The sequence below is a fragment of the Bacteroides bouchesdurhonensis genome (assembly GCF_900155865.1).
Lineage (GTDB): Bacteria > Bacteroidota > Bacteroidia > Bacteroidales > Bacteroidaceae > Bacteroides > Bacteroides bouchesdurhonensis.
Genome location: NZ_LT707006.1, coordinates 2,949,209 through 2,972,782, shown reverse-complemented (window position 1 = coordinate 2,972,782; position 23,574 = coordinate 2,949,209). Strand labels below are relative to the sequence as shown.

Here is a 23,574-nt window from a genome sequence, read left to right as displayed (position 1 = left end):
TAATTAGTGTCGTTTTTATACCCGTTTTTGCTGATTGAATACAATAACATAAGTAAAGCCCAAAAACACATCTCATTTTATCATTATTTATAAATGATAATATAAATTCGCAATAAAAAAGCCAAACACTAACAATCTATAAAGTATGAGTAAATTAATCAAAAAGGCAGGTTTACTTTCTTTTCTTTTTGTGAGAGTCAATATTAAGCTAATCAGCTTGAGTTGCATTGTGGTTGCAATATTACTTTTGCCAACCGTTGCGTACGCACAAAACAAAACTGATAAGAAAGAGACAATGACCGGAAAGGAAAAATCTTCTCCGGTTAGAGTCATTTACAAAGGTTCGGTTATTGACGATGAAAACAAACCACTTGCTGGTGTAAACATCACAGTAAAAGGACAGAAAAACGTTGGTACTACAACTAATTCTAATGGAGAATTCCAAATTACACTCCCTGAAGAAACTCATATTTTCATTTTTACCTTTATTGGTATGAAAACTCAGGAAGTTCGCGTTGCAAGTAATAAGAAAATTACTGTTCGCATGGAGTCGGATGCCGAAATGTTAGAAGAAACGGTAATCACCGGTATCTATACCCGTAAGGCAGAAAGTTTCACCGGATCAGTAGCAACCTATAAAGCTGAAGATTTAAAGAGTATTGGTAATCAGAACATTCTTCAAAGTTTAAGTGCGTTAGATCCTTCTTTTATTATCTCGGATAATAATTTAATGGGGTCCAATCCAAATGCTACCATGGACATCAGTATTAATGGTAAAACCAGTATTACAGGACTTTCAGACACCTATGGCTCCAATCCAGATCAACCGTTGTTTATTTTGGACGGTTTTGAAACCACGTTGCAAAGAATCTCCGATTTAAGTATGGATCGAGTGGAAAGTATTACTCTTCTGAAAGACGCGGCTTCTACTGCTATATATGGTTCAAAAGCAGCAAATGGCGTTGTTGTCGTTGAAACTAAAAAGCCTGAAGCAGGGAAACTCCGGTTCACTTACAACGGCAATTACCAAGTAGCTTGGGCAGACTTAAGTGACTATAACCTAATGAATTCTCGTGAAAAACTGGAGTTTGAAAAGCTGTCAGGCTTTTACGGGGCACTTGATGAACAAGGGGAAATATTGAGGAACGACCAACGTAACTTGTATTATTCCCGTCTGAAAAATGTGCTGGGAGGTCTTGATAGCTACTGGATGAACGAACCGCTGCAAACAGCTTTCACACATGATCACAGCCTCAATGCTGAAGGAGGCGACTCAGCATTTCGTTACGGATTGACATTTCGTTATAAAAATACTGAAGGAGTCATGAAAGGATCCAATCGTAACAATATTGACGGTACAGTAAATTTATCTTATCGGATTGATAAATTCAATTTTTCAAATCAAACAAATCTTAATTATACTGACATTTCTAACAATGTAGTTCCTTTTCAGGAATTCTCACAAGCAAATCCTTTTTACGCAAAGAAAAATGCCAATGGAGATGTCTATAAAGTATTAGAAAGCTATTATGTAAATGCTTCAGAACATTTCGCATACAATCCTTTATGGGATTTCAAACAAAAAAGTTTCAATACCGGCGATCAATTATCTTTTAATAATAATTTTATTATCGAATATCGTCCGATTGATAAAATTCGTATTAACGGGAAATTCAGTTTCACTACTGAACGCGATAAAAATTCAATTTTCATCTCACCCTTTGCAATTAAGTTTATAGGAGTAGAAACATTGAAAAGAGGATCTTTTGAACAAACCCACGATAACAACACCAGATATGACGGTAGTTTAAATATCAGCTATGGTGATGCTATCGGCAGACATACCTATAACTTTGTAGGAGGTGGACAGTTGACTGAAAGTAAAAGTACATCCTCCATTTATTCTGCTATAGGATACATCACCGACCAATTCTCAAACCCTAATTTCTCTTTAGGGTATCCGGATGGAGGTAAACCTGGTTCCACAATTACCAAGGCCCGGTCAGCCAACTTCTATCTAAATGCCAACTATGCTTACGACATGCGTTACCTTGTTGATTTCAACATACGTAATGACGGTTCTTCTGTATTTGGAGTCAACAATCCATTCTATACAACCTGGTCGTTTGGTTTGGCATGGAATATCCACAATGAAAAATTCTTCAAAGAATCAGATGTTGTTAACTCATTGAGACTACGTTATTCATTAGGTAATCCAGGCAACCAGAACATCAATGCAAAAATTGCCAGTAGTGTTTATACCTATTATACAGCCTATCAAAATATGTTTGGTCTTGCAGCGATTGTTTCTCAATGGGGAAACAAGAATCTGAAATGGCAACGTACTTTGACCCATAATGCCGGCATAAGTGCAGAGCTTTTTAATTCTCGTCTGCAACTTACAGCTGATTATACCAGACTCAATTCAGATCCCTTACTGCTCAATGTTGACCAACCGGCTTCAACCGGATCTTCATCAGTTCCGATGAATATTGGTGCAACTAAGACCAATAGCATTTCAGTATCTGCCAGCTACGAAATTATCAAGCAAAAAGACTGGTATTGGACAGCTAATATCGGCTTTCTTAACACAAAAACGACTTATTACAACATCGGTGACATTTTAGAGAAACTCAACGAAGAGGGGCGTGCCAATCAAACCCTGCTTCGTTACTACGATCATGCAAGTTCTTCAGCAATATGGACAGTTCGATCATTAGGTATCGATCCGATGACAGGAAATGAAGTCTTTGTGAAAAAAGATGGTTCATATACTTACAATTGGGATTCTTCCGACGAAGTTATTTGTGGAGATACAAATCCGGACATTGATGGAAATATTGGGTCTACTGTACGTTACAAAGGTTTCTCTATGACAGTCAATTTCAGATATCGTTGGGGCGGACAAGCTGCATTAACTACTTTATTAAATAAAGTGGAAAATATCACAAAAGATGCGATTAGATATAACCAGGACAAGAGAGCTTTACACGATCGTTGGCAAAAGCCGGGCGATATAGCAAAATTCAAACGTATCGACGATACTTCGATAACTAATATGTCTTCTCGCTTCATCGCTGACGACAACACCTTTGAGTGTAAATCCATATCATTGGGTTATGAAGACACTACTTCAGACTGGATCCGAAAATTCGGATTAAGCTCCGTTACCTTCAGAATCTATATGAACGATATATTCCGTATCTCAACTATAAAACAAGAGAGAGGTATTGACTATCCGTTCCAGAGGGCTATATCAGCTTCTTTAGGATTACGTTTCTAAACATTAAAAGATTAGAATTATGAAAATAAAGAATATACTAAAATCAATGTTACTAGCTTCTATGCTGTTATTTACTACTTCCTCATGTAGTGACTGGCTGAATGTAGATATGGAAGATGCCATTATGGAAGATAAGTTATATGAAACAAACGAAGGTTTTCTAGCATCTTTGAATGGAGTTTATACAAAGATGAACGAAACCTATAGTTCAACATTGGGCATGGGAATAATTGATGCGATGGCACAATATTACGATATTGCACAAAACAGTAATCACATCTATTATATATATTCTCAATACAACTTCTCGGAGAATACTTTCGAATCTACCTCAGGAAATGTTTGGACTAACTTATACAGTTTGATAGCCAATCTAAACACGTTGTTAGAGCATTGTGATAACGCCAATTCAGCTTTAAAACCACATTATTATCCATATGTTAAAGGAGAAGCCTTGGCACTGCGTGCTATGATACATTTCGACTTACTCCGGATATATGGTCCAATTTATAGCCAAGAGACCGCATCCACTATTTCTATCCCCTATCAGGAAACAACCCAAAAGGATATACAACCTCTTTTGCCGGCGCAGGAGGTCATAAATAAGGTAATCCGTGATTTAAACACTGCTTCCGCTCTTTTAGAGAACGATAAAATACGGGAAGAAGGAGTAATGGACAAGGATTCTGACGACCCCAATGAAAACCTGGACTTACGCTACCGCCAATATCGTCTGAACTATTTTGCAATACAGAGCTTGTTGGCGAGGGTTTATTTATGGACAGGCAACAAAGCAAAAGCTTATGAAGTAGCTCATGCTATTATTACGGAAAATGCCCAAAATAGTATCTTTCCATGGACGGAAAAATCAGCAGTACAAAATCATGATATGCCAGATCGGCTATTCTCTACGGAAGTCATTTTTGGATTATACAATCAATCCCGCGTCAAACTATTCGACCAACTCTTTAAACCGACCACCAGAATAAGCTATAGTTTGAATTTCACAGGAGAATCAATGAATGAGGGAGATGAAGAATCCAAAATCACCTATTTCTATCTGGATACGGACGATCTGCGCAGAGCTATGTGGAATGTTGAAACATTGGAAGAAACAGACGAGTTTGGAAGTTCTACCACACACAAAGCAGTCTGCTTTAATAAATACATGGATGTATCAACCAATAAAGCATTCCGCTACATGATTCCTTTGATACGCATGAGTGAGATCTATTTGATTGCCGCAGAATGTACAGATGACTTAACGGAAGCTATCGGCTATGTGAATGCTGTCCGCAAGAATCGTAATTGTGTTGATATTGATTTGCAAGAATCTGACACAAAAGAAAAAATACAAGAATATATAACGAATGAATTCGCACGGGAGGTAATTGGTGAAGGACAACTTTATTTTTATTACAAACGCCATGCAATGACTAGTATTATGTCCGGAACATCTTTCGGATTATGGTATAGTGGGTACGATGATATGAGCCTTCAAAACTATGTATGGCCGTTGCCTAAAGTGGAAATAGACAAACGTGTAACATCTAAATAATAATATAATATGAAAAAGTATACAACCGTTCTTTGCTGTTTGTTAGGTAGCTTGGCACTATTAACAGGATGTGAAAAAGAACTAATGGATTATGAGGGAGAAGACAACCTCTACTTTGATGTTCGCAGAGGGGCAGCTTGGTTGGAACCTAATACATGGGCACATCAATTCTTCACTACAGTTGAATTTGGAAATCTGACGGTCGACGAAGTAACAGTTTCCTGTAAAATAATGGCATCTGGAATGCCCAAAGATTATGATAGGCCTTTCACCGTCACGATTAACAAAGACAGTACAACAGCGATAGCTGGTTCGGACTTTGATCCCCTCAAAGAAGACTATGTTATTAAAGCTGGAGAAACAAACGCTATCGTTTCATTGATCGTCCACCGTACGGAACGCATGGATGGTGACACGTTGCGGTTACAATTGCAACTCCATGCAAATGAGTTTTTCAGCTTGAATTATACAAATTTCGGTGATTATTCCTTAGCTTATAGCCCAGAGAAAAATCCTTCATTCGATTATAACAAAGATGCAGGCGTCCATAATATTTTCTTATACGATGTATTGTCCAGACCTGCTGCATGGAATGGCAACGATGTAAATGGTCTTGGAACCTTAGGAAAGTTCTCAGCAAAAAAATTCAGATTGATGATGAAATTGAGTAACACCACCATTGAGGACTTCAAAAGTTCTGCGTCAATGCCTTCTATACGTCAAAGTGCAATCGGAGAATTAGTATCCAAATATTTATTGGAACAGGCAGCTGCCAACACTCCGGTATTGGATGAAGATGGTACGATGATGTATCTCAGTGCTGTAACAACTTTGGGAGGTAGCAAAGCATGGAGACCTTTTACTAAACCGGAAGACTATTACAAATAAGCCAAACTCGTAAAAAATGAAAAAGCAATTTATAATGTATATGATGGCAATGCTGACAGGATTGGTATCATGTGTGGAAGATAAAGGAACATACGTTCTTTCGCCTATCAATGAAGTTACTATTTCAGGAATAGAAGAAGTATATAACAAAATAACTTATTCAGAAACCCTCAATATTATTCCTAAAATAGAGAATTCGATGCCCGAAGTTGATGAAAGTCAGTTATCCTATCAATGGTTCCTAAACCAAATAATCAGTAATACTGAAGAAGCGGAAGAACAAATTATAATAGGTTCGGAGAAAATATTGAATTATACGCTGGATATTACTCCCGGCTTATATCGACTGTATTGCCAGGTATTGGATAAAACAACCGGTTTAAAATGGTCGCAAACAGCCTATTTGAATGCTATGAGCCCGTTCACAAGGGGATTCTATCTATTTGGAGACAAAGAAGATGGTACTTGTGATATAGACTTCGTAAGTATGTTAAATGAAAGAGATACTACTGTTATAGAGAACCTTTTCACCAATTCCTTAAATATTAAGGGAGCCCAGAATCTTGTCTTTACAGGAAGCTATGATTATAATCCGGATAATTCGATGGCTCTTTGGGCAGTAACAGAGTCGGGATCTTATTCACTTGAGTTCAGTTCTTCTTTGCCCAAGCTTGATATTAGGCAAGATATTTCTGCTGATAATTTTATCTATCCCACCATCGATATTATCCGTCCTGTGAAAGTAATGGATCTCCATCCGCATGCTTATGGTTCTAACAATTCTAACATTTGTGCAAATAGAAGAATATTGATGACGGAAAATGAGTTCTTCGGAACAAGCATTTATAATGATCCGGAAGCTTATGGCAATCCTACGAATAGGTATAGTGCCTCTAGCTCAGAACTGTATAAACCAGCACCATATATGTTCTATCCTGGAAATTCAACCTACATAAACTATGTAATATTTTACGATAAAACGAATGAGTGTTTCGTCAATTTAAATAGTTCTACATACTCTTCAGCCACATATAGCAAAAAACTGGCAGATACGGAAAGTAGCAACACATCGTTCTATTTCGACCAGACAAAATATTCTCCTGTACGCACATTGGTATATGGTGAAAATGGATATGGTAACGGGGGACGTTCATACGCACTAATGACTGATGCAAATGGAAAGTATTATGTATATGCATTCAAGGTAGCAGGAACCCCTACGAAAGATTATGGAAGAGAGATTGATCAAACAATAGCAACAAACTTTGCGCAATCCAGTCACTATGCATTCTTCTCCATGCAAACCGTTATTCTTTACTCTGTAGGATCTCAATTGTGGGCATACGATTATACTCGTAAGGATGTCAAAATGATTGAGGATTTCGGTAGCGAAATCACATATCTCGCAATGGATTTTAACTCTAACGACACTCCGACCGACTTTATTATAGCTACTTATAGTCCTTCGGAAAAAGGTATTGTCCGTAAATTCACTATTGTTGATGACCAAAATAAAATAGAAGTAACTCCGCATGAAAAAGAGGTTTGGAAAACCAACCTGAGAGTAGCCAAAGTAGAATATAGAAATTCTTCTGTTTGATATTAATTAACTATTTATATATGAAAAAATTAATCTTAACATTCATGTGTTGTGCCACAGGGCTAATTACCGTTGCACAAACCAATTTCCGTCACATCTCATTTGATGAAGCTATCGCAGCAGCCAAACAAGAGAATAAAATGGTATTCATTGATTTCTATACAGATTGGTGCGGTCCATGTAAAATGATGGCTAAAGAAGTATTTCCTCAAAAGAAGGTAGGCGACTATTTCAATGAAAAATTTGTTTGTGTTAAATTCAACGCAGAAAAAGAAGGAAAAGAACTGGCTGCACGCTATCAGGTAAAAGCTTATCCCACTTTTATTGTATTGAACACAAAAGAGGAACTGCAATTGGATATTAAAGGAGCTGCAAATGCGGATGATTTTATTGCGAAAGTAGATGCCGGACTAGATCCTGAGCAGTCTCCCGCACGTATGGAAGCACGTTACAATTCAGGAGAACGCACTCCCGAATTGATAAATCGTTATGCACTCAGTTATTTGGAACAAGGCAAAGAAACGGAAGGTTTTAAAATCCTGGATGATTACTTCGCTTCTTTGACTGATGCACAACGTCTTTCCACACCTAATGCTTTTTTATTTACCCGATATACAATAGATCTTGATAATCCGAAGGCAAAATTTATGGTGGCTCATCGCAACGAATTCGATCCTTCTGTAAGTGCGGCAATAGCTGATAGAATAGCACGTCTATACCACTCAAAATTAGTCAGTTACTTCTCCGGATATATGCTTCGTGAGAACAAATATAAAGAAGAAGAGTATAAAACATTGAAAAAAGAAATCCAGGATCTAGATTTGGATAAAAACTATGAATATGCTCCGATGTTCAATCTAATAGAATGTCGTGTGAAAAATGATGATGCAACTTTCTTGTCTATGTGTGCAAAAGAATTTAATACGCTGAATTCTACTGATCGTGATTTATTAATCATGAACCTGACTCGTCTCATTAATGCAGAAGATAAAGACACGCTAAAAGCTATGTCCGAGTTTATTCGTGAACGGCTAAGTATTTTGAACCCTAATGCAATCTCACTTGCTGGTAGAACATTGGATAGTATCGAGTCTAAATTAAAAGAAAAATAAATCTTTCTCTTGAAATCTATTATCAATCATTTCAATAACCTAGAGGTTGTGTCTGCAAAAGGCACAACCTCATTTATATGAGGAAAACTATTGAATAGCATAGAAAAAACGGAGTGCGAATTGTGTAACCTTATCTGGCAACCAACATTTGCATCTAGCAAATAATACTTGTATCCATGGTCCTACTTTCGTCCGAAAAGGGGGATTTTGAGAGGCTACGATCCTACAGATAATACTTGCTAGTTTACGAGGATGGTAACCGTTTTGTTCTGCTTTCTCTATAATCTCTAAAGATTTGGCAAAACTTTGTCCGTAATCAGTGTCTTTCAATGTCGTTACTGATATATTACGGTTGGCAGTAAATCCTGTAGTAAAATCTCCCGGTTCTACCAGACATACTTTGATGCCAAAAGGATGAACTTCCAAAGCTAATGACTCGCTATATCCTTCTACGGCAAATTTGGAAGCCGAGTAAAATCCTTGATAAGGAATACCCATTACACCACCAATCGAACTGATATTGATAATCTTCCCTTTGCGAGCTTTACGCATGAATGGCAGCACCATTTTACACATATTTACTACACCAAAGAAATTGGTATTCATTTGTGTCATTACTTCCTGATCAGTTGCTAGTTCTAATGCACCTCCGATCCCGATTCCGGCATTATTGATAAGTACATCGATTTTTCCTTGCTCCGATATAATCTTATTAATAGTATTCTGTATGGAATTGATATTTGTGACATCAACTACTATCATTCTAACATTGCCTATATTCTCGGATGATTTTCTACTTGTTCCATAAACAACGTGCCCCTGTTCAGATAACATTTGTGCTGTGAATTTTCCGAATCCGGAAGATGCTCCGGTAATAAGTATAACTTGTGAGTACATATTTTTTAATTTCCTGCAAATATAAAGAGAATAAAAGGCATTAGTTTATGCTATTCTGCCGATACTCGTTAGGAGAGTAACCTACACATTTCTTAAATAAACGCGTGAAATGCTGAGGATATTTAAACCCTAATTCGTATGCTATCTCGCTAATAGATTTGCTTGTATCAAAGACTTTTTCTTTTGCTGTTTCTATCAATTTAAGCTGGATATGTTCTTGCGGTGATTTACCTGTTTCTTTCTTGATTAAATCTCCGAAATAATTGGGTGAAAGATTCAGGTTCTCTGCACAATATTGTACTGAGGGCAGACCGATATCCTGTGGTTTATCTGACAGAAAGTAGTTATGCAGAAGATCTTCGAAGCGGATCAAGATATCCTTATTTACATTACTACGAGTAATAAATTGACGATCGTAGAAACGCATACAGTAGTTTAGTAGCAATTCTATATTGGCTATAATAATCTTTTGGCTATGTTTGTCGATGCCACGTTGTAACTCTGTTTGTATATTGTGGAAACACTCAATAATCACCCCCCGTTCTTGCTCAGACAGGTGGAGAGCCTCATTGGATTCGTAAGAAAAGAAATTATAATTTTTAATATTACGTCCCAGCGATGTTCCGCGAAGAAAATCCGGATGAAAAAGCAATCCCCATCCTTTGGGTTGAAAGGGCTTTCCGTTGTCTACAAAGCCTACAACCTGTCCTGGAGCAAGAAAGACCATTGTTCCCTCTTGATAATCATAATACTGGCGTCCGTAATGTATATCTCCACATTTCACTTCTTTCAGAAATATGGTATAAAATCCCATCATTTGACGTGAATGCCGTATAGCTTTGCATTTAGAAAAGTCTACTACACTCACTAACGGATGCAGTGTTTCGTTGCCTACCCGATCATTGTATTGGTAGATATGATCCATTTTGATGATTTCGTCCATACTTTTTTTAATTGATTGATACGATACAAATTTAGTACTTTTTCCTGTATTGGTATTACCTATCAGTGATAATGGTAGAAGAAACTGTAATTTATATCAATTGACTCAGGTGTATTCCTCTTTTCTTTCTTTATTTGCCACTTCATTTTATATTTATTTTTTATATTTGCGACAACAATCAATAGATATGATACCGCTATGAATAAATTCCGAATTTTACTTTATGTGATGTTGCTCTTTCTGGTTGGTTGTCATCCGGAAGGAGCAAATGTAAAACAGGGGTTAGACAGAGCTGCGCAAATAATGGAGCAGGACCCGGACACTGCATTTATAATTCTTGAAAATATTCAGACGAATCAGATGAATGAGGCACAACTTGCAGAGTATAATCTGTTGTGTACAAAAGTCAATGAGGATAAGAACCTCCCTCATTCGTCCGATGAACAAATACGTCAGGCAGTATCTTATTTTGAAGTAAATGGTAACCAGCTTCAAAAGACACAGGCATATTACTATCTTGCTTGTGTAGAAAGTGACTTGAATCGGAAACAAGAAGCGGAAATACACTTTAAGAAAGCTATAAAATTGGCGACTCTTACCGAAGATTATGATTACATGACTAAAATATGCAGACGATGTAGTCTGTATTATCAGAAAAATGGAAACTTTGATGAAGCTTTGGAAATGGAGAGAAAAGCTTATGCTAGTCAGTTGATGTTAAATGATAGCGAGGATCATTCAACGACCATTCTTTCTTCTGCTTTAGGCATGTTCGGTGTTTTATCTTTATTATTAGGTCTGCTCTGGAGAAAGAACCGATATGCGTATGTTCAATTGAATACTTTCAAAGAGGAAATAAGACAGAAGGAAACTCAATCGGATAAATTGATGCTACAATGCGAGTATTTAGAAGAAAAATATCAATCGTTACAATGGCAAATCTACGAAAACTCTCCGGTAATAACTAAAGTTCGTCAGTTTAAGGATAAGAATGCTTTGTCTACCAAAATACCTTCGTTTACTGAAAGAGATTGGAATGAATTGTTACGGCTTCAAGAAAGTGTTTATGGGATCATCTCCAAATTGAAAGAGATCGGGCCTAAACTTACTGAGGAAGATTTGAGGGTATGCGCTTTTTTGCGTGAGGGCGTTCCACCTTCTTGCTTTGCCGATCTTATGAAGCTGACAGTGGAAACATTAACTCGTAGAATATCCAGAATAAAAACGGAGAAATTGATGTTGGTGAACTCAAAAGAATCTTTGGAAGAGATTGTAAAATCGTTGTAGTCCGAATTTGTCTGCGTGGTTTTTAATTTACTTTCTGATTATCAGATGATTGTGATTTGTAATCGTCTGTATTTGTCCGGTTAGAAACTAGTCTTTTACATGCCTGTTCTATAACTTTGCAAATAAAAAAAGTAATAGAACCATGAGCAATTTACTGTTTAAAAGATGGAATGATTTTATTGGTTGGAGCGTTTTTCTGATCGCTGCTTTAGTATATGGATCGACTATTGAACCGACAGCAAGTTTTTGGGATTGTCCCGAGTTTATTTCATGTGCCGAAAAGTTACAGGTCGGTCATGCGCCGGGTGCACCTTTTTATATGTTAGTAGGAAATCTCTTTACTCAATTTGCTACTGATACTTCGCAGATAGCACGTATGGTCAATCTACTAAATGCGTTATTGAGTGCGGGATGTATTTTGTTTCTCTTCTGGAGTATTACCCGATTAGTCAGGAGTTTAATGACGGACGGTCAGAAGAGTCTGTCGAAAATAGATGGTATTATTATTCTAGGTTCAGGGCTTGTCGGAGCATTGGCATATACATTCAGTGATACTTTCTGGTTCAGTGCGGTGGAAGGAGAAGTTTACGCTTTTTCTTCTTTTCTCACTGCGGTGGTCTTTTGGATGATTCTTCGTTGGCAGGATGAATCAGACACAGTTTCCGGTGACCGTTGGATTATATTGATAGCTTATATTATCGGTCTTTCTATCGGAGTACATTTACTCAATTTGCTTTGTATTCCGGCTATAGTATTGGTTTTCTATTATCAGAAATACCGTTCTATTTCTTTCAAAGGCTTTATGATGGCAGTGGCTTTTTCGGGGATAATTATCGCTTTTATACTTTTTATGTACATTCCGGGAATGGTGGAAATAGGTGGATGGTTTGAGCTTCTTTTCATTAATGTACTAAGACTTCCTTTCCAATCCGGTTTGATCAGTTTTGTTGTTTTGGTTTTATTACTGTTAGTAGGAGCTGTTTGTCGATTCAGAAAACGAGTAATACATACCTCTCTTTGGTGTCTGATTATGCTCACAGTAGGTTATACCACTTATGCCGTAATTCTAATTCGAGCGAACGCCAATACTCCGCTAAATGAGAATGCCCCAGACAATATCTTTACTCTGAAAAACTATCTGAACCGGGATCAATACGGAAGTATTCCATTACTATATGGAAAGAGTTATGCTTCTGAGCCTGAATATGTGGTTGAAGGAGATTATTACAAACTAAAAGTGAAACAAGGAGGAAAAGTATATTCCTTCGATAAAAACGATTCTAAATATAAAGTCGTTCGGCAGAAAGAGGATGTTTGCTACACTCAAAATATGTTTTTCCCCCGAATGTGGAATGAACGGGCGACACCTCTTTATAAAGCTTGGTCGGGCGGTACGGAGGAACTTCCTACACAGATAGAGAACTTGACTTATTTTGTGACCTATCAGCTAAATTATATGTATTGGCGTTATTTCCTATGGAATTTTGTAGGGCGGCAGAATGACATACAAGGTCATGGAGATCTGGAACATGGAAACTGGATTACGGGTATTTCTTGGCTCGATAATTTAAGGCTGGGCGATCAGGAGCTATTGCCGGATTCTTTGCGTCAGAACAAAGGTCACAATGTCTTTTATGGTCTGCCGTTACTTTTAGGACTGATAGGTATCTATTGGCAATTGAAACGAGGCAGAGCGGGACAACAACAGTTTAGTGTCTTACTTTTCCTTTTCTTCATGACAGGACTTGCCATTATACTCTACCTGAATCAGGCTCCCGATCAACCTCGTGAACGGGATTATGCTTATGCCGGTTCTTTCTATGCTTTTGCTATTTGGATAGGGATGGGAGCTGCCGGTTTATGCGATTGGATGCGTAAAAAGAAAGCAGGTATCGTTCCGGTCAGTGGGGTGATGGCAATTTGTTTATTGATTCCCATACAGATGGTCACTCAAACTTGGGATGATCATGATCGGAGTAACCGTTTTACCTGTCGTGACTTCGGAGCTAACTATTTAATGACTCTTCCCGATAAAGGAAATCCGATTATTTTCTGCAACGGAGATAATGATACTTTTCCTTTGTGGTACAATCAGGATACGGAAGAAGTGCGTCGGGATGTCCGTATCTGTAACCTTAGTTATGCACAAACCGACTGGTATATTTATCAGCAGCAATGTCCTTTGTATGATGCTCCGGGGTTACCAGTCTCTTGGGAAAGGGAACAATATAAAGAAGGCAAAAACGAATATATCACCATTCGTCCGGAATTAAAGAAACAGATAGAAGCATTTTATCAAAAGTATCCGGAGGAAGCGCGTGACAGTTTCGGAGAAGACCCTTTTGAGGTGAAGAATATCCTGAAGCATTGGGCGTTTTCAGAAAATCCGGACTTCCATGTTATACCTACAGATACTGTTACCATTCGGCTTGATAAAGAAGCCATTCTACGTTCCGGTGTCATGCTTCCTCACTCTATCCGCCATTTAAAAGGAGAGGAATTGATAAATGCTCTACCCGAAAAACTCGAGATATCATTAAAAGAAGTACGTATGCTGACTAAAATGGATTTATTGATATTGGAAATGATCGCTAATTGTAATTGGGAACGACCGCTCTATATGGCTATTTCCGTAGGTGAAGCCAGCAACTTGAAACTGGATAATTATTTTGTAATGGAGGGATTGGCTTATCGTTTTGCTCCGTTCGATTATAAACAATGGGGAGATTCAGATGAACATAACAGTCATGTGGTAGATGTGGAGAAACTTTATACAAACGTAATGCAAAGATATAAATATGGTGGTTTGGATACTCCGGGCTTGTATATAGACGAAACAACCATGCGTCTCTGTTATTCCCATCGAAGATTATTTACGCAACTTGCTTTGAAGCTGATTGAACAGGGAGAACATTCACGAGCTAAAGAAGTGCTTGCGTATGCCGAAAAGGCTATCCCTAAATACAATGTGCCTGAAGTATATGAAAGCGGTTCCTTTGATATGGCAACTGCCTATGCCGCTTTGGGCGAGAAAAAGAGAGCCATTTCTATATTGGACTATTTAACGGCAGAAGCAGAGTCTTCTATCCTTTGGATTTTTTCACTGAATGATAATGATATAAGAATTGCTCAAAAAGATTGCATGGTTAAATTCTGGCAGTGGAATCTCTATAATGATTTAATGAAAGAAATAGATTCGACCAAGTATAGAGAGAATTCTCACCGTTTTGAAGAGAAATATGCACAGTTTTCTCAAATCATGAATATCGGAATTAATAATTAGAGACAGATGAAAACAAGAGAAATGGAACAAAAAGAAACAGAAAATGTATTTGGAAAGGTAAACCATATAATCTTATTGGTTGGTTTACTATTGATTATGATAGGATATATATTGATGAGCGGTGAGGGGAGCACCCTTACCGCATATAATCCGGATATATTCAGTGATTTACGGATACATGTAGCTCCTGTAATATGCCTGACAGGATATTTACTAAATATTTATGGAGTTGTTTGTATAAATAAATTCCGATATAAAAAGAGTAGAAAACAATAAAACATCATCTTTGTAGCCTAATAATAAAAAGGTGGCTTCCCCCACTATACAGAAACAAGACTCGTTCCTTCAGCATACTTAGGTAAAAAAAGCTTGTTTTATTGTCATTTGTCACTTTTTTAAGCTAAACGATTACTAATCAATGCTAAAATGGTGATAACAGCCGGTGACAATAGAGTGACAATAGAAAGTTATTCGGGCTCTATTGTCACTTTATTATTCCACTATCCGATATGCTTTGGGGCGTTTCTCCTTTATATATAAGGTAAATAAACCGTTTGTTTAGTTGTTTAGAAGCTTCAATTAATGTTTTTTTTAAGATGGTAGATATTGTTTTACGTACATAGTCCCATGGTTCCACGTATGTGATCCTTCGGGATCACGTACCATATCCGAATGGTTTACATACGTGAAACGAGAACATATACCTTGTAAAAATACTAATCGAACCTTATCTGTAGGTTAAGGTTAGTAATATTTGCTCTATATACTTGTAGTAAATGAAAATATAAGTAGACAGTGTTTTAAGGAACAAGTACTCATCCAAGCAGTATGTTATTTGAAGAAAAAACATCTATAGGAGTATGAATATAATATATTTTTTGTATTTTTGGTTCCAATAATTAAGTTATCAACTATTGTATCTAATAATATGAAGAAGCCAATTTTATTCTTTTGGGCAGTACTTACATTCATGCTTCCCACGCTAGCACAACAGCGAGCAGACCAACAACACCTTGAAAATAACAAATCATTTTCAATGATCGTATTGGGAGATCCTCAAGGATATACAAAATACGACATCAACCAACCTATATTCGAACTCTGTACGGCATGGATTGCTGATAATATTGACAATCTAAATATAAAGGCTGTACTCTGTACAGGAGATCTGGTAGAGCAAAACGAGAACATTACAATGAATCGGAAAATGCTTAATCAGACAAGTGAAGAAATGTGGGAATCCGCTTCACGTTCATTTGCGCGTCTTGATAATAAGGTTCCTTATATAATATCTTGTGGTAATCATGATTACGGATACAAAAGTTCTGAATGTGGTATCACTCATTTTCCTGAATATTTTCCTTTCAAACGAAATTCAACTTGGAGAGATTGCCTTGTCGCTGACTTTCCGAATCGTAATGGGGTAGTATCTTTGGAGAATGCAGCTTTTGAGTTTAAAGTTCCTAATTGGGATAAAATATTAGTTATTACATCAGAATTTGCTCCACGTGATGAAGTGCTTGAATGGGCAAGAAATTTAGTTGCAAAGAAAGAATATATTGATCATAAGGTTATATTTATAACTCATTCTTTTCTTCGGGAGCGCAATGCGAAACGTACTGACAACGAGCATTATAAAATAACTCCCCGAAATTGGGGACAAGGAGTGTGGGATAAACTGATTTATCCTTCTTCGAATATTGACCTGGTGATATGTGGACATACGGGTAAACCTGGTGAATTTGAGGATGCAGTCGCTTATCGTGTAGACCCGAATAAGGTGGGAAAAAAGGTTCACCAGATGATGTTCAATGTACAAATATCAGGTGGCGGATGGGAAGGCAATGGAGGAGACGGTTGGCTCCGTATACTTGAATTTATGCCTGACGGTAAAACTATCAAAGTAAAAACTTATTCACCTTTATTTGGTTTTTCTCCTTCAACCAAACATCTGGCTCATCGAACAGGAGCGTGTGATCAGTTTGAAATGGTCGTTGAATAAGGACATGTATGCCAATGTCTCTATTTCAAATGTTTTTTCATGACGAAGTTGGTGAGACATAATTGGTTTGCCAGTCTTTTTTGTTCATATTGGATGTAATAACCTTTGCTCTCAAAAAAGGATTTGGCTGTCAGGCTTACTTCGGATGTGATAATTTCAATTTGATGGTTGATGGCATATTTTTCTATTTCGGACAACAGGAAGGTAGCCACTCCTTTCTGTTGGAATTTTGCGTGTACGAACATGGAATGCAAATAGCCGTCTTTACGTAAAGATGCGAATCCGATGGCTTGGTTTGTTTCGTTGAAAGCTATAATAAAATATAGATTATTGATTAGTTCTATCCAATGTGGAATATTCTCACCACATGAAGCCCAATCCCGGACTTCTTCAAGAGAGTAGTCTTTTATGTTTATAGTCAAAACTGTTTCTTTATACAATTCTTTCAGAATTTCTATATCCGAAATTGTTGCTTCTCTAAATTGATAAGGATGGTTCATAACTTCTACTTATAATTAACAGGTAAGCAAAGATAGGGATAATTATCTGTAAAAATGGTAATATCACCCGTAATTTATATACAAAAGTTCTGGTAAATTCTGCATACTTTTGCAAAGTGAATAATCAATAACAATTTAAAGGCTACGATATGAGTAAAAAAGTTCTGATACTATCATCCAGTCCCCGTAGAGGAGGAAACTCAGACAGACTGTGTGATGAGTTTTTAAAAGGTGCCGAAGCGGCAGGAAATGATGTGGAAAAGATTTTCCTGAAAGACAAACAAATCAATTATTGTACGGGATGTAGTGTTTGTAGTATGTACGGGAAACCTTGTCCGCAAAAAGATGATGCAGCAGACATCATTGAAAAAATGATAGGAGCAGATGTGATTGTAATGGCAACTCCTGTTTATTTCTATACTATGTGCGCACAGATGAAAACACTGATTGACCGTTGTTGTGCCCGTTATCTCGAAATACGCAACAAAGAATTCTATTTTATCATAGCTGCTGCAGAAGAAAGTGTTCCGATGATGGAACGAACCATCGAGGGCTTTCGAGGCTTCCTTGATTGTCTGGAAGAACCAGTAGAGAAAGGAGTGGTTTATGGAATTGGTGCCTGGAAGGTAGGAGAGATAGAAGGAAAACTTTCGATGGTGGAAGCCTATGAAATGGGAAGTAATGTCTGATAGATTTTATAACATGAAGAAGTATATAGAAATGAAACTGTAAAAAGACTGCTCGTTGATATATCCAAATGATGTATTGACGGGCAGTTTTTCTATTAAAAGAAAGTAAATCTGTAATATTGGTATAACTTTCGGTAATTAAGATACGTGAAAAGTAAATCTCTGTGATTAAATTTGCACCGTGATAAAATCCGTTTGTGGTGTATATATTATCAGACATACGGTAAAACTCTTTAAATAAAAGAATTTAAACTACTATAATTTGAAATTTATTTGATTATGCTACGTATTATTAGAATCACAACTGCTATTGTATGCTTTGTCATTATTACCCTGCTTTTTCTTGATTTTACAGGGACATTGCATACTTGGTTTGGTTGGCTGACTAAAATTCAATTTTTACCTGCAATATTAGCATTGAATGTAGGTGTCGTACTATTTCTTGTGATACTGACATTCATGTTCGGACGTGTTTATTGCTCAGTTATATGTCCTTTAGGAGTGTTTCAGGATATTATTTCCTGGTTTTCCGGAAAACGGAAGAAAAACCGTTTTCGTTATTCACCGGTGAAAAAGTGGTTACGTTATGGAGTCTTAGCTGTGTTTGTTGTAGCTATGATTGCGGGATGGAATGCTATAGCCATTCTTGTAGCTCCTTATAGTGCTTATGGGCGTATGGTATCCAGTCTTTTAGCTCCTGTTTGGCAATGGGGGAATAATCTTCTTGCCTATTTGGCAGAACGTGCAGATAGCTATGCTTTCTATGAAGTGGATGTTTGGATGAAAAGTCTTTCTATTTTGATGGTTGCAGCCGTAACTTTTATCGTGTTGTTTACATTAGCATGGCGTAACGGACGTACTTACTGTAACACAATCTGTCCTGTTGGAACGATCTTGGGATTTATATCCCGCTATTCTGTTTTCAAACCAATAATTGATACTACTAAATGCAATAACTGTGGTTTGTGTGCCCGTAACTGTAAGGCATCCTGTATTAATCCGAAAGCACATGAGATTGATTATAGTCGTTGCGTAGCTTGTATGGATTGTATCGGAAAGTGTAAACATGGAGCCATCCAATATACTCGGCGAGTTCCTAAAACAGTAAAAGACGGATCAGTTTCATTGGAAACATCACAAGTGAATCCAACGTCAGCTAGTAATTCTCGCCGTAGTTTCCTTTCATCATCTGCAATCTTTGCTACAACAGCTATCCTGAAAGCTCAGGAAAAGAAAGTGGATGGGGGATTGGCTGCTATTGAAGATAAAAAGATTCCCAATCGGGAAAATAAGATTTTCCCTGCCGGTGCATTAAGTGCACGTAATTTTACGCAGCATTGTACTGCTTGCCAATTATGTGTCTCCGTTTGTCCTACTCAAGTGCTTCGCCCCTCAGGTAATTTAATGACGTTAATGCAACCGGAGATGTCATATGAACGAGGCTATTGTCGCCCTGAATGTACTAAGTGCGCGGATGTCTGTCCGGCAGGTGCCATTCATCCGATTACAACTGCTGATAAATCAGCGACTCAAATCGGTCATGCTGTATGGGTGAAAGAGAATTGTGTCCCGTTAACAGATGGAAAAGAGTGTGGTAATTGTGCTCGTCATTGTCCAACCCATGCGATACAAATGGTTCCATCGAATCCGGATATTTCCGATTCCCCTAAAATTCCGATAGTAAATGTAGAACGTTGTATCGGTTGTGGAGCATGTGAGAATTTATGTCCGTCACGTCCGTTTAGTGCAATCTATGTATCTGGACATCTGATGCACCGAGTTATATAATCTAATTCAACATAAGATTATGGAAGAAAAAAATAAAAAAGAAATGAATCGAAGAGATTTCATAAAGATAGTAGGTATCAGTGCTGCTACATCAACAGGCTTACTGTATGGATGCTCTTCTAATAATAATTCTGCTTCAAATGTAGTTTCAGCGGAAAAAGGGATTCCTACCGACAAAATGACCTATCGTATTGCTCCTTCTACAGGAGATCGAGTCTCGCTATTAGGATATGGATGTATGAGATGGCCACTCAAGCCGGCTCCTGATGGTAAAGGTGAATTGATCGACCAAGATGCTGTTAATGAATTGGTAGACTACGCTATTGCTCATGGAGTAAACTATTTCGATACATCTCCGGCATATGTTCAAGGTTTTTCTGAAAAGGCGACGGGTATTGCATTAAGTCGTCACCCACGTGATAAATATTATATTGCTACCAAATTATCTAATTTCGATCCAAGTACATGGTCTCGTGAGGCTTCTTTAAAAATGTATCATAAATCATTCACAGATCTTCAGGTAGATTACATTGATTATATGTTACTTCATGGCATTGGGATGGGTGGAATGGATGCTCTCAGAGGCAGATATTTAGATAACGGAATGCTGGATTTCCTGATTAAAGAACGTGAAGCAGGACGTATCAGGAATCTTGGATTTTCTTATCATGGTGATATTGAAGTATATGATTACTTGCTTTCGTTGCATGATGAAATAAAATGGGATTTTGTGCAAATACAACTCAATTATGTGGATTGGAAGCATGCAAAAGAAGTGAATGCTAGGAATACAGATGCGGAATATTTATATCAGGAACTGGAAAAACGTGACATTCCAGCCGTTATAATGGAACCACTTTTAGGAGGACGATTGTCTAAACTGAATGATCATCTGGTTGCACGTCTTAAACAACGTAGCCCTGAAACTAGCGTAGCGTCATGGGCATTCCGTTATGCGGGATCTCCGGAGAAGGTACTTACTGTTTTAAGTGGAATGACCTATATGGAGCATTTACAGGATAATCTCCGCACTTATTCTCCTTTGCAGCCACTTACCGACGAAGAGAAAGACTTCTTGGAGGAAACAGCTTTATTAATGCTGAATTATCCTACAATACCTTGTAACGATTGCAAATATTGTATGCCATGTCCATACGGATTGGATATACCCGGAGTATTGTTGCATTATAATCGCTGTGTCAATGAAGGTAATGTACCAAGTAGCGGACAGGATAAAAATTATGCGAAGGCACGTCGTGCTTTTCTTATCGGTTATGACCGTAGTGTTCCTAAATTACGACAGGCCAGCCATTGTATCGGATGTAACCAATGTGTGCCTCATTGCCCACAGAATATTGATATACCAGGAGAGTTACACCGTATCGATCAATTTGTAGAACAACTGAAACAAGGCACTTTATAATGGAAGAACTAATTAAACTGTTACATTTGGGAGGATATTCCTGTGTGATTGCTAATGGAGAAGTACGTCGAACTTTCACTCAGCGTGGAGTGGCTGACTTATATGATTTGCTGACTCTGGAACCTGATTTTCTTCAGGGGGCTTCCATTGCTGATAAGGTAGTCGGTAAAGGTGCTGCTGCCTTAATGATTCTAGGAGGTATAAAGGAATTGTATACGGATGTAATCAGTGCTAAAGCTTTGGAATTATTCCGCCAGTCTGATGTGAAAGTTGATTTTAAGCAAGAGGTGCCGTTTATCTGGAATCGTGATCGTACCGGGTGGTGTCCTGTAGAAACGATGTGTAGTGAAGTGGAGACTGCCGAGGCAATATTACCGTTAATCCATGATTTTATTGGAAAAATGAGAAATAAAAAATGAGAATGATAAAGAATACAGCTAGTCTTTTTTTAATAAGTAGTTTGTTTTCCCTTTCAGGAGCGGCACAGGTAAAAAAAGATACGACACATGTGGGGAGGAGTTATGCTATTGATGAAGTGGTGGTTACAGGAACACGCAGTGAAACAGATGTTCGTCATCTTCCGATGACTATATCTGTGGTAGGACGCCCGCAAATAGAAAGTAGATATGATGCTTCGTTGTTGCCGCTTTTGACAGAACAAGTGCCAGGATTGTTTATCACTAGTCGTGGTATGATGGGATATGGCGTATCTACAGGGGCAGCGGGTGGCATGAGCCTGCGTGGTGTTGGAGGAAGTCCAACGGCAGGATTGCTGGTCTTGATTGATGGACATCCTCAATACATGGGATTAATGGGACATCCAATAGCGGATGCTTATCAATCAATGATGGCTGAAAAAGTAGAAGTGGTACGTGGACCTGCATCTGTTCTATACGGTTCTAATGCGATGGGGGGAGTTATTAATATAGTTACCCGTAAGCAGTTGGAGGATGGAGTAAATACTGATATGCAAGTGGGTTACGGTTCGTATAATACTTTGCAGACAGAAATGTCCAACCGGGTAAGAAAGGGACGTTTCAGTAGTGTTGTTACAGGATCATATAACCGTACAGACGGCCATCGCTCAGATATGGAATTTGAGCAATATGGTGGATATGCTAAATTAGGATATGATCTTAGTAATTATTGGAAAGTGTGGGGAGATGTAAATGTTACCCATTTCAACGCTTCCAATCCGGGAACCATTCAAACTCCTCTTATTGATAATGATTCTCGTATAACCCGGGGAATGACCTCATTTGCTTTGGAAAATCGTTATGAAAAGACTTCCGGTGCTTTGAGTTTTTTCTACAATTGGGGACGGCATAAAATCAATGACGGATATTCAGCAGGAAAAGAACCTCAGAAGTCACATTTCAATTCTAAAGATAAAATGATGGGTGTTTCCTGGTTTCAGAGTGCCAGCTTCTTTTCTGGTAATCGTCTGACTGTAGGTTTTGACTATCAACATTTTGGAGGTGAATCATGGAATAGGGTAGTAGCGACAGGTGAGCGAATCCCCGGAGTTGATAAACAAGTAGATGAGTTTGCCGGATATGTAGATTTCCGACAGGATTTATATAGCTGGTTGTCTTTGGATGCAGGTGTTCGTGTTGATCATCATTCACATGTGGGAACAGAGTGGATTCCTCAAGGAGGATTGGCTTTCCATTTGCCTAAAAGTGCGGAATTAAAAGCAATGGTAAGCAAAGGATATCGTAATCCAACTATTCGTGATATGTATATGTTCCCTCCTGCAAATCCGGATTTAAAAGCAGAAAAGCTGATGAATTATGAATTGTCATATTCGCAACGTCTGTTGGGAGGTGCGCTTTCATATGGTTTGAGCCTTTATTATATTAATGGAGATAATATAATCATGTCCAATGGCTTAATACCTCCGCTCAATGTAAATTCAGGTGAGATTGAAAATTGGGGTATTGAAACGAATATGGGGTATCGGATTAATTCTCATTGGAGTGTAAATGCTAATTATAGCTGGTTACATATGGAGAATCCGGTTCTTGCTGCTCCCGAACATAAATTGTATGCTGGAGCAAACTTTACTTCAGGACGTTGGAGCTTGGCTACAGGAGTACAATATGTGAAAGGACTTTATACTAGTGTGATCAAAGGAAATGAAAAGCAAGATAGTTTTGTACTGTGGAATCTTAGGGGAAATTACCGTTTATGTAATTATGCTAGCGTCTTTGTAAAAGGTGAAAACTTATTGGCACAACAGTATGAAATTAATCTAGGGTATCCAATGCCTAAAGCAACCTTTATGGGTGGTATAAATTTAAACTTTTAAATAATATATA

17 protein-coding genes are annotated in these 23,574 nt (G+C 37.8%); 14 read left to right on the top strand and 3 right to left on the bottom strand.

Annotated features, from left to right (window positions below; genetic code table 11):
• Positions 1 to 145: 145 nt before the first annotated feature.
• Genes CZ225_RS12485 through CZ225_RS12465 form a run of 5 tightly spaced genes read left to right on the top strand, consistent with a single transcriptional unit; the run spans position 146 to position 8,441 of the window.
• The gene (locus CZ225_RS12485; protein WP_083714639.1) at positions 146 to 3,283 is read left to right on the top strand and encodes a SusC/RagA family TonB-linked outer membrane protein; all 3,138 of its coding nucleotides are present in this window, start codon (positions 146 to 148) and stop codon (positions 3,281 to 3,283) included.
• 19 nt (positions 3,284 to 3,302) lie between these two features.
• Positions 3,303 to 4,841 (top strand): RagB/SusD family nutrient uptake outer membrane protein, encoded by a 1,539-nt coding sequence (locus CZ225_RS12480; protein ID WP_083714638.1) that lies wholly within the window; start codon positions 3,303 to 3,305, stop codon positions 4,839 to 4,841.
• Between the two features lie 9 nt (positions 4,842 to 4,850).
• Positions 4,851 to 5,729 carry a DUF4843 domain-containing protein gene (locus CZ225_RS12475; RefSeq protein WP_083714636.1) on the top strand — a complete coding sequence of 293 codons (879 nt, stop codon included), beginning with the start codon at positions 4,851 to 4,853 and terminating at the stop codon, positions 5,727 to 5,729.
• 16 nt (positions 5,730 to 5,745) lie between these two features.
• Positions 5,746 to 7,329: a PKD-like family lipoprotein gene (locus CZ225_RS12470; protein WP_083714635.1), complete on the top strand. Its 1,584-nt coding sequence runs from the start codon at positions 5,746 to 5,748 to the stop codon at positions 7,327 to 7,329.
• A gap of 20 nt (positions 7,330 to 7,349) precedes the next feature.
• On the top strand, positions 7,350 to 8,441 hold the full coding sequence (locus tag CZ225_RS12465) for a thioredoxin family protein (RefSeq protein ID WP_083714633.1): 1,092 nt from the start codon (positions 7,350 to 7,352) through the stop codon (positions 8,439 to 8,441).
• An 87-nt stretch (positions 8,442 to 8,528) separates the two neighbouring features.
• Here the strand turns inward: CZ225_RS12465 and kdsR are convergent, their stop codons facing one another.
• Positions 8,529 to 9,338, bottom strand: a complete 810-nt coding sequence (gene kdsR / locus CZ225_RS12460; protein WP_077154302.1) for a 3-ketodihydrosphingosine reductase — start codon at positions 9,336 to 9,338, stop codon at positions 8,529 to 8,531.
• Positions 9,339 to 9,378: 40 nt separating this feature from the next.
• A complete protein-coding gene (locus CZ225_RS12455) occupies positions 9,379 to 10,281 on the bottom strand; it encodes a helix-turn-helix domain-containing protein (protein ID WP_077154301.1) in 903 nt (300 codons plus the stop codon).
• 198 nt (positions 10,282 to 10,479) lie between these two features.
• Between CZ225_RS12455 and CZ225_RS12450 the strand changes: the two genes are divergently transcribed.
• The 4 genes from CZ225_RS12450 to CZ225_RS12435 all read left to right on the top strand — a co-directional run bounded on the left by CZ225_RS12450 (position 10,480) and on the right by CZ225_RS12435 (position 16,853).
• Positions 10,480 to 11,568: a tetratricopeptide repeat protein gene (locus CZ225_RS12450; protein ID WP_077154300.1), complete on the top strand. Its 1,089-nt coding sequence runs from the start codon at positions 10,480 to 10,482 to the stop codon at positions 11,566 to 11,568.
• Between the two features lie 142 nt (positions 11,569 to 11,710).
• Positions 11,711 to 14,851: a protein O-mannosyl-transferase family gene (locus CZ225_RS12445; RefSeq protein WP_077154299.1), complete on the top strand. Its 3,141-nt coding sequence runs from the start codon at positions 11,711 to 11,713 to the stop codon at positions 14,849 to 14,851.
• 6 nt (positions 14,852 to 14,857) lie between these two features.
• Positions 14,858 to 15,127: a DUF3098 domain-containing protein gene (locus tag CZ225_RS12440; protein ID WP_077154298.1), complete on the top strand. Its 270-nt coding sequence runs from the start codon at positions 14,858 to 14,860 to the stop codon at positions 15,125 to 15,127.
• Positions 15,128 to 15,779: 652 nt separating this feature from the next.
• The gene (locus tag CZ225_RS12435; RefSeq protein WP_077154297.1) at positions 15,780 to 16,853 is read left to right on the top strand and encodes a metallophosphoesterase; all 1,074 of its coding nucleotides are present in this window, start codon (positions 15,780 to 15,782) and stop codon (positions 16,851 to 16,853) included.
• Positions 16,854 to 16,873: 20 nt separating this feature from the next.
• Here CZ225_RS12435 and CZ225_RS12430 read toward each other — a convergent pair whose 3' ends face one another.
• Positions 16,874 to 17,353: a GNAT family N-acetyltransferase gene (locus CZ225_RS12430; protein WP_077154296.1), complete on the bottom strand. Its 480-nt coding sequence runs from the start codon at positions 17,351 to 17,353 to the stop codon at positions 16,874 to 16,876.
• A 149-nt stretch (positions 17,354 to 17,502) separates the two neighbouring features.
• Here CZ225_RS12430 and CZ225_RS12425 point away from each other — a divergent pair, with 149 nt between their 5' ends.
• The 5 genes from CZ225_RS12425 (at position 17,503) to CZ225_RS12405 (ending at position 23,564) form a co-directional block, all read left to right on the top strand.
• On the top strand, positions 17,503 to 18,042 hold the full coding sequence (locus tag CZ225_RS12425; protein ID WP_077154295.1) for a flavodoxin family protein: 540 nt from the start codon (positions 17,503 to 17,505) through the stop codon (positions 18,040 to 18,042).
• 279 nt (positions 18,043 to 18,321) lie between these two features.
• Positions 18,322 to 19,830 (top strand): 4Fe-4S binding protein, encoded by a 1,509-nt coding sequence (locus tag CZ225_RS12420; protein ID WP_077154294.1) that lies wholly within the window; start codon positions 18,322 to 18,324, stop codon positions 19,828 to 19,830.
• Between the two features lie 19 nt (positions 19,831 to 19,849).
• The gene (locus CZ225_RS12415) at positions 19,850 to 21,253 is read left to right on the top strand and encodes an aldo/keto reductase (protein ID WP_077154293.1); all 1,404 of its coding nucleotides are present in this window, start codon (positions 19,850 to 19,852) and stop codon (positions 21,251 to 21,253) included.
• Complete coding sequence (locus CZ225_RS12410; RefSeq protein ID WP_077154292.1) at positions 21,253 to 21,672, top strand: DUF1893 domain-containing protein; 420 nt, start codon at positions 21,253 to 21,255, stop codon at positions 21,670 to 21,672. Before CZ225_RS12415 ends, CZ225_RS12410 begins: the two co-directional genes overlap by 1 nt.
• Before the next feature lie 2 nt (positions 21,673 to 21,674).
• Positions 21,675 to 23,564, top strand: a complete 1,890-nt coding sequence (locus tag CZ225_RS12405) for a TonB-dependent receptor (protein WP_077154291.1) — start codon at positions 21,675 to 21,677, stop codon at positions 23,562 to 23,564.
• Positions 23,565 to 23,574: the final 10 nt, after the last annotated feature.

Excerpts from the sequence above, each read along its gene's own strand:
- CZ225_RS12475 (WP_083714636.1), top strand. The coding sequence starts at position 4,851 with ATGAAAAAGTATACAACCGTTCTTTGCTGTTTGTTAGGTAGCTTGGCA.
- CZ225_RS12420 (WP_077154294.1), top strand. The coding sequence starts at position 18,322 with ATGCTACGTATTATTAGAATCACAACTGCTATTGTATGCTTTGTCATT.
- CZ225_RS12410 (WP_077154292.1), top strand. The coding sequence starts at position 21,253 with ATGGAAGAACTAATTAAACTGTTACATTTGGGAGGATATTCCTGTGTG.
- kdsR (WP_077154302.1), bottom strand. The coding sequence starts at position 9,338 with ATGTACTCACAAGTTATACTTATTACCGGAGCATCTTCCGGATTCGGA.
- CZ225_RS12445 (WP_077154299.1), top strand. The coding sequence starts at position 11,711 with ATGAGCAATTTACTGTTTAAAAGATGGAATGATTTTATTGGTTGGAGC.
- CZ225_RS12485 (WP_083714639.1), top strand. The coding sequence starts at position 146 with ATGAGTAAATTAATCAAAAAGGCAGGTTTACTTTCTTTTCTTTTTGTG.
- CZ225_RS12470 (WP_083714635.1), top strand. The coding sequence starts at position 5,746 with ATGAAAAAGCAATTTATAATGTATATGATGGCAATGCTGACAGGATTG.
- CZ225_RS12440 (WP_077154298.1), top strand. The coding sequence starts at position 14,858 with ATGAAAACAAGAGAAATGGAACAAAAAGAAACAGAAAATGTATTTGGA.
- CZ225_RS12480 (WP_083714638.1), top strand. The coding sequence starts at position 3,303 with ATGAAAATAAAGAATATACTAAAATCAATGTTACTAGCTTCTATGCTG.
- CZ225_RS12405 (WP_077154291.1), top strand. The coding sequence starts at position 21,675 with ATGATAAAGAATACAGCTAGTCTTTTTTTAATAAGTAGTTTGTTTTCC.
- CZ225_RS12450 (WP_077154300.1), top strand. The coding sequence starts at position 10,480 with ATGAATAAATTCCGAATTTTACTTTATGTGATGTTGCTCTTTCTGGTT.
- CZ225_RS12425 (WP_077154295.1), top strand. The coding sequence starts at position 17,503 with ATGAGTAAAAAAGTTCTGATACTATCATCCAGTCCCCGTAGAGGAGGA.
- CZ225_RS12455 (WP_077154301.1), bottom strand. The coding sequence starts at position 10,281 with ATGGACGAAATCATCAAAATGGATCATATCTACCAATACAATGATCGG.
- CZ225_RS12430 (WP_077154296.1), bottom strand. The coding sequence starts at position 17,353 with ATGAACCATCCTTATCAATTTAGAGAAGCAACAATTTCGGATATAGAA.
- CZ225_RS12465 (WP_083714633.1), top strand. The coding sequence starts at position 7,350 with ATGAAAAAATTAATCTTAACATTCATGTGTTGTGCCACAGGGCTAATT.
- CZ225_RS12435 (WP_077154297.1), top strand. The coding sequence starts at position 15,780 with ATGAAGAAGCCAATTTTATTCTTTTGGGCAGTACTTACATTCATGCTT.
- CZ225_RS12415 (WP_077154293.1), top strand. The coding sequence starts at position 19,850 with ATGGAAGAAAAAAATAAAAAAGAAATGAATCGAAGAGATTTCATAAAG.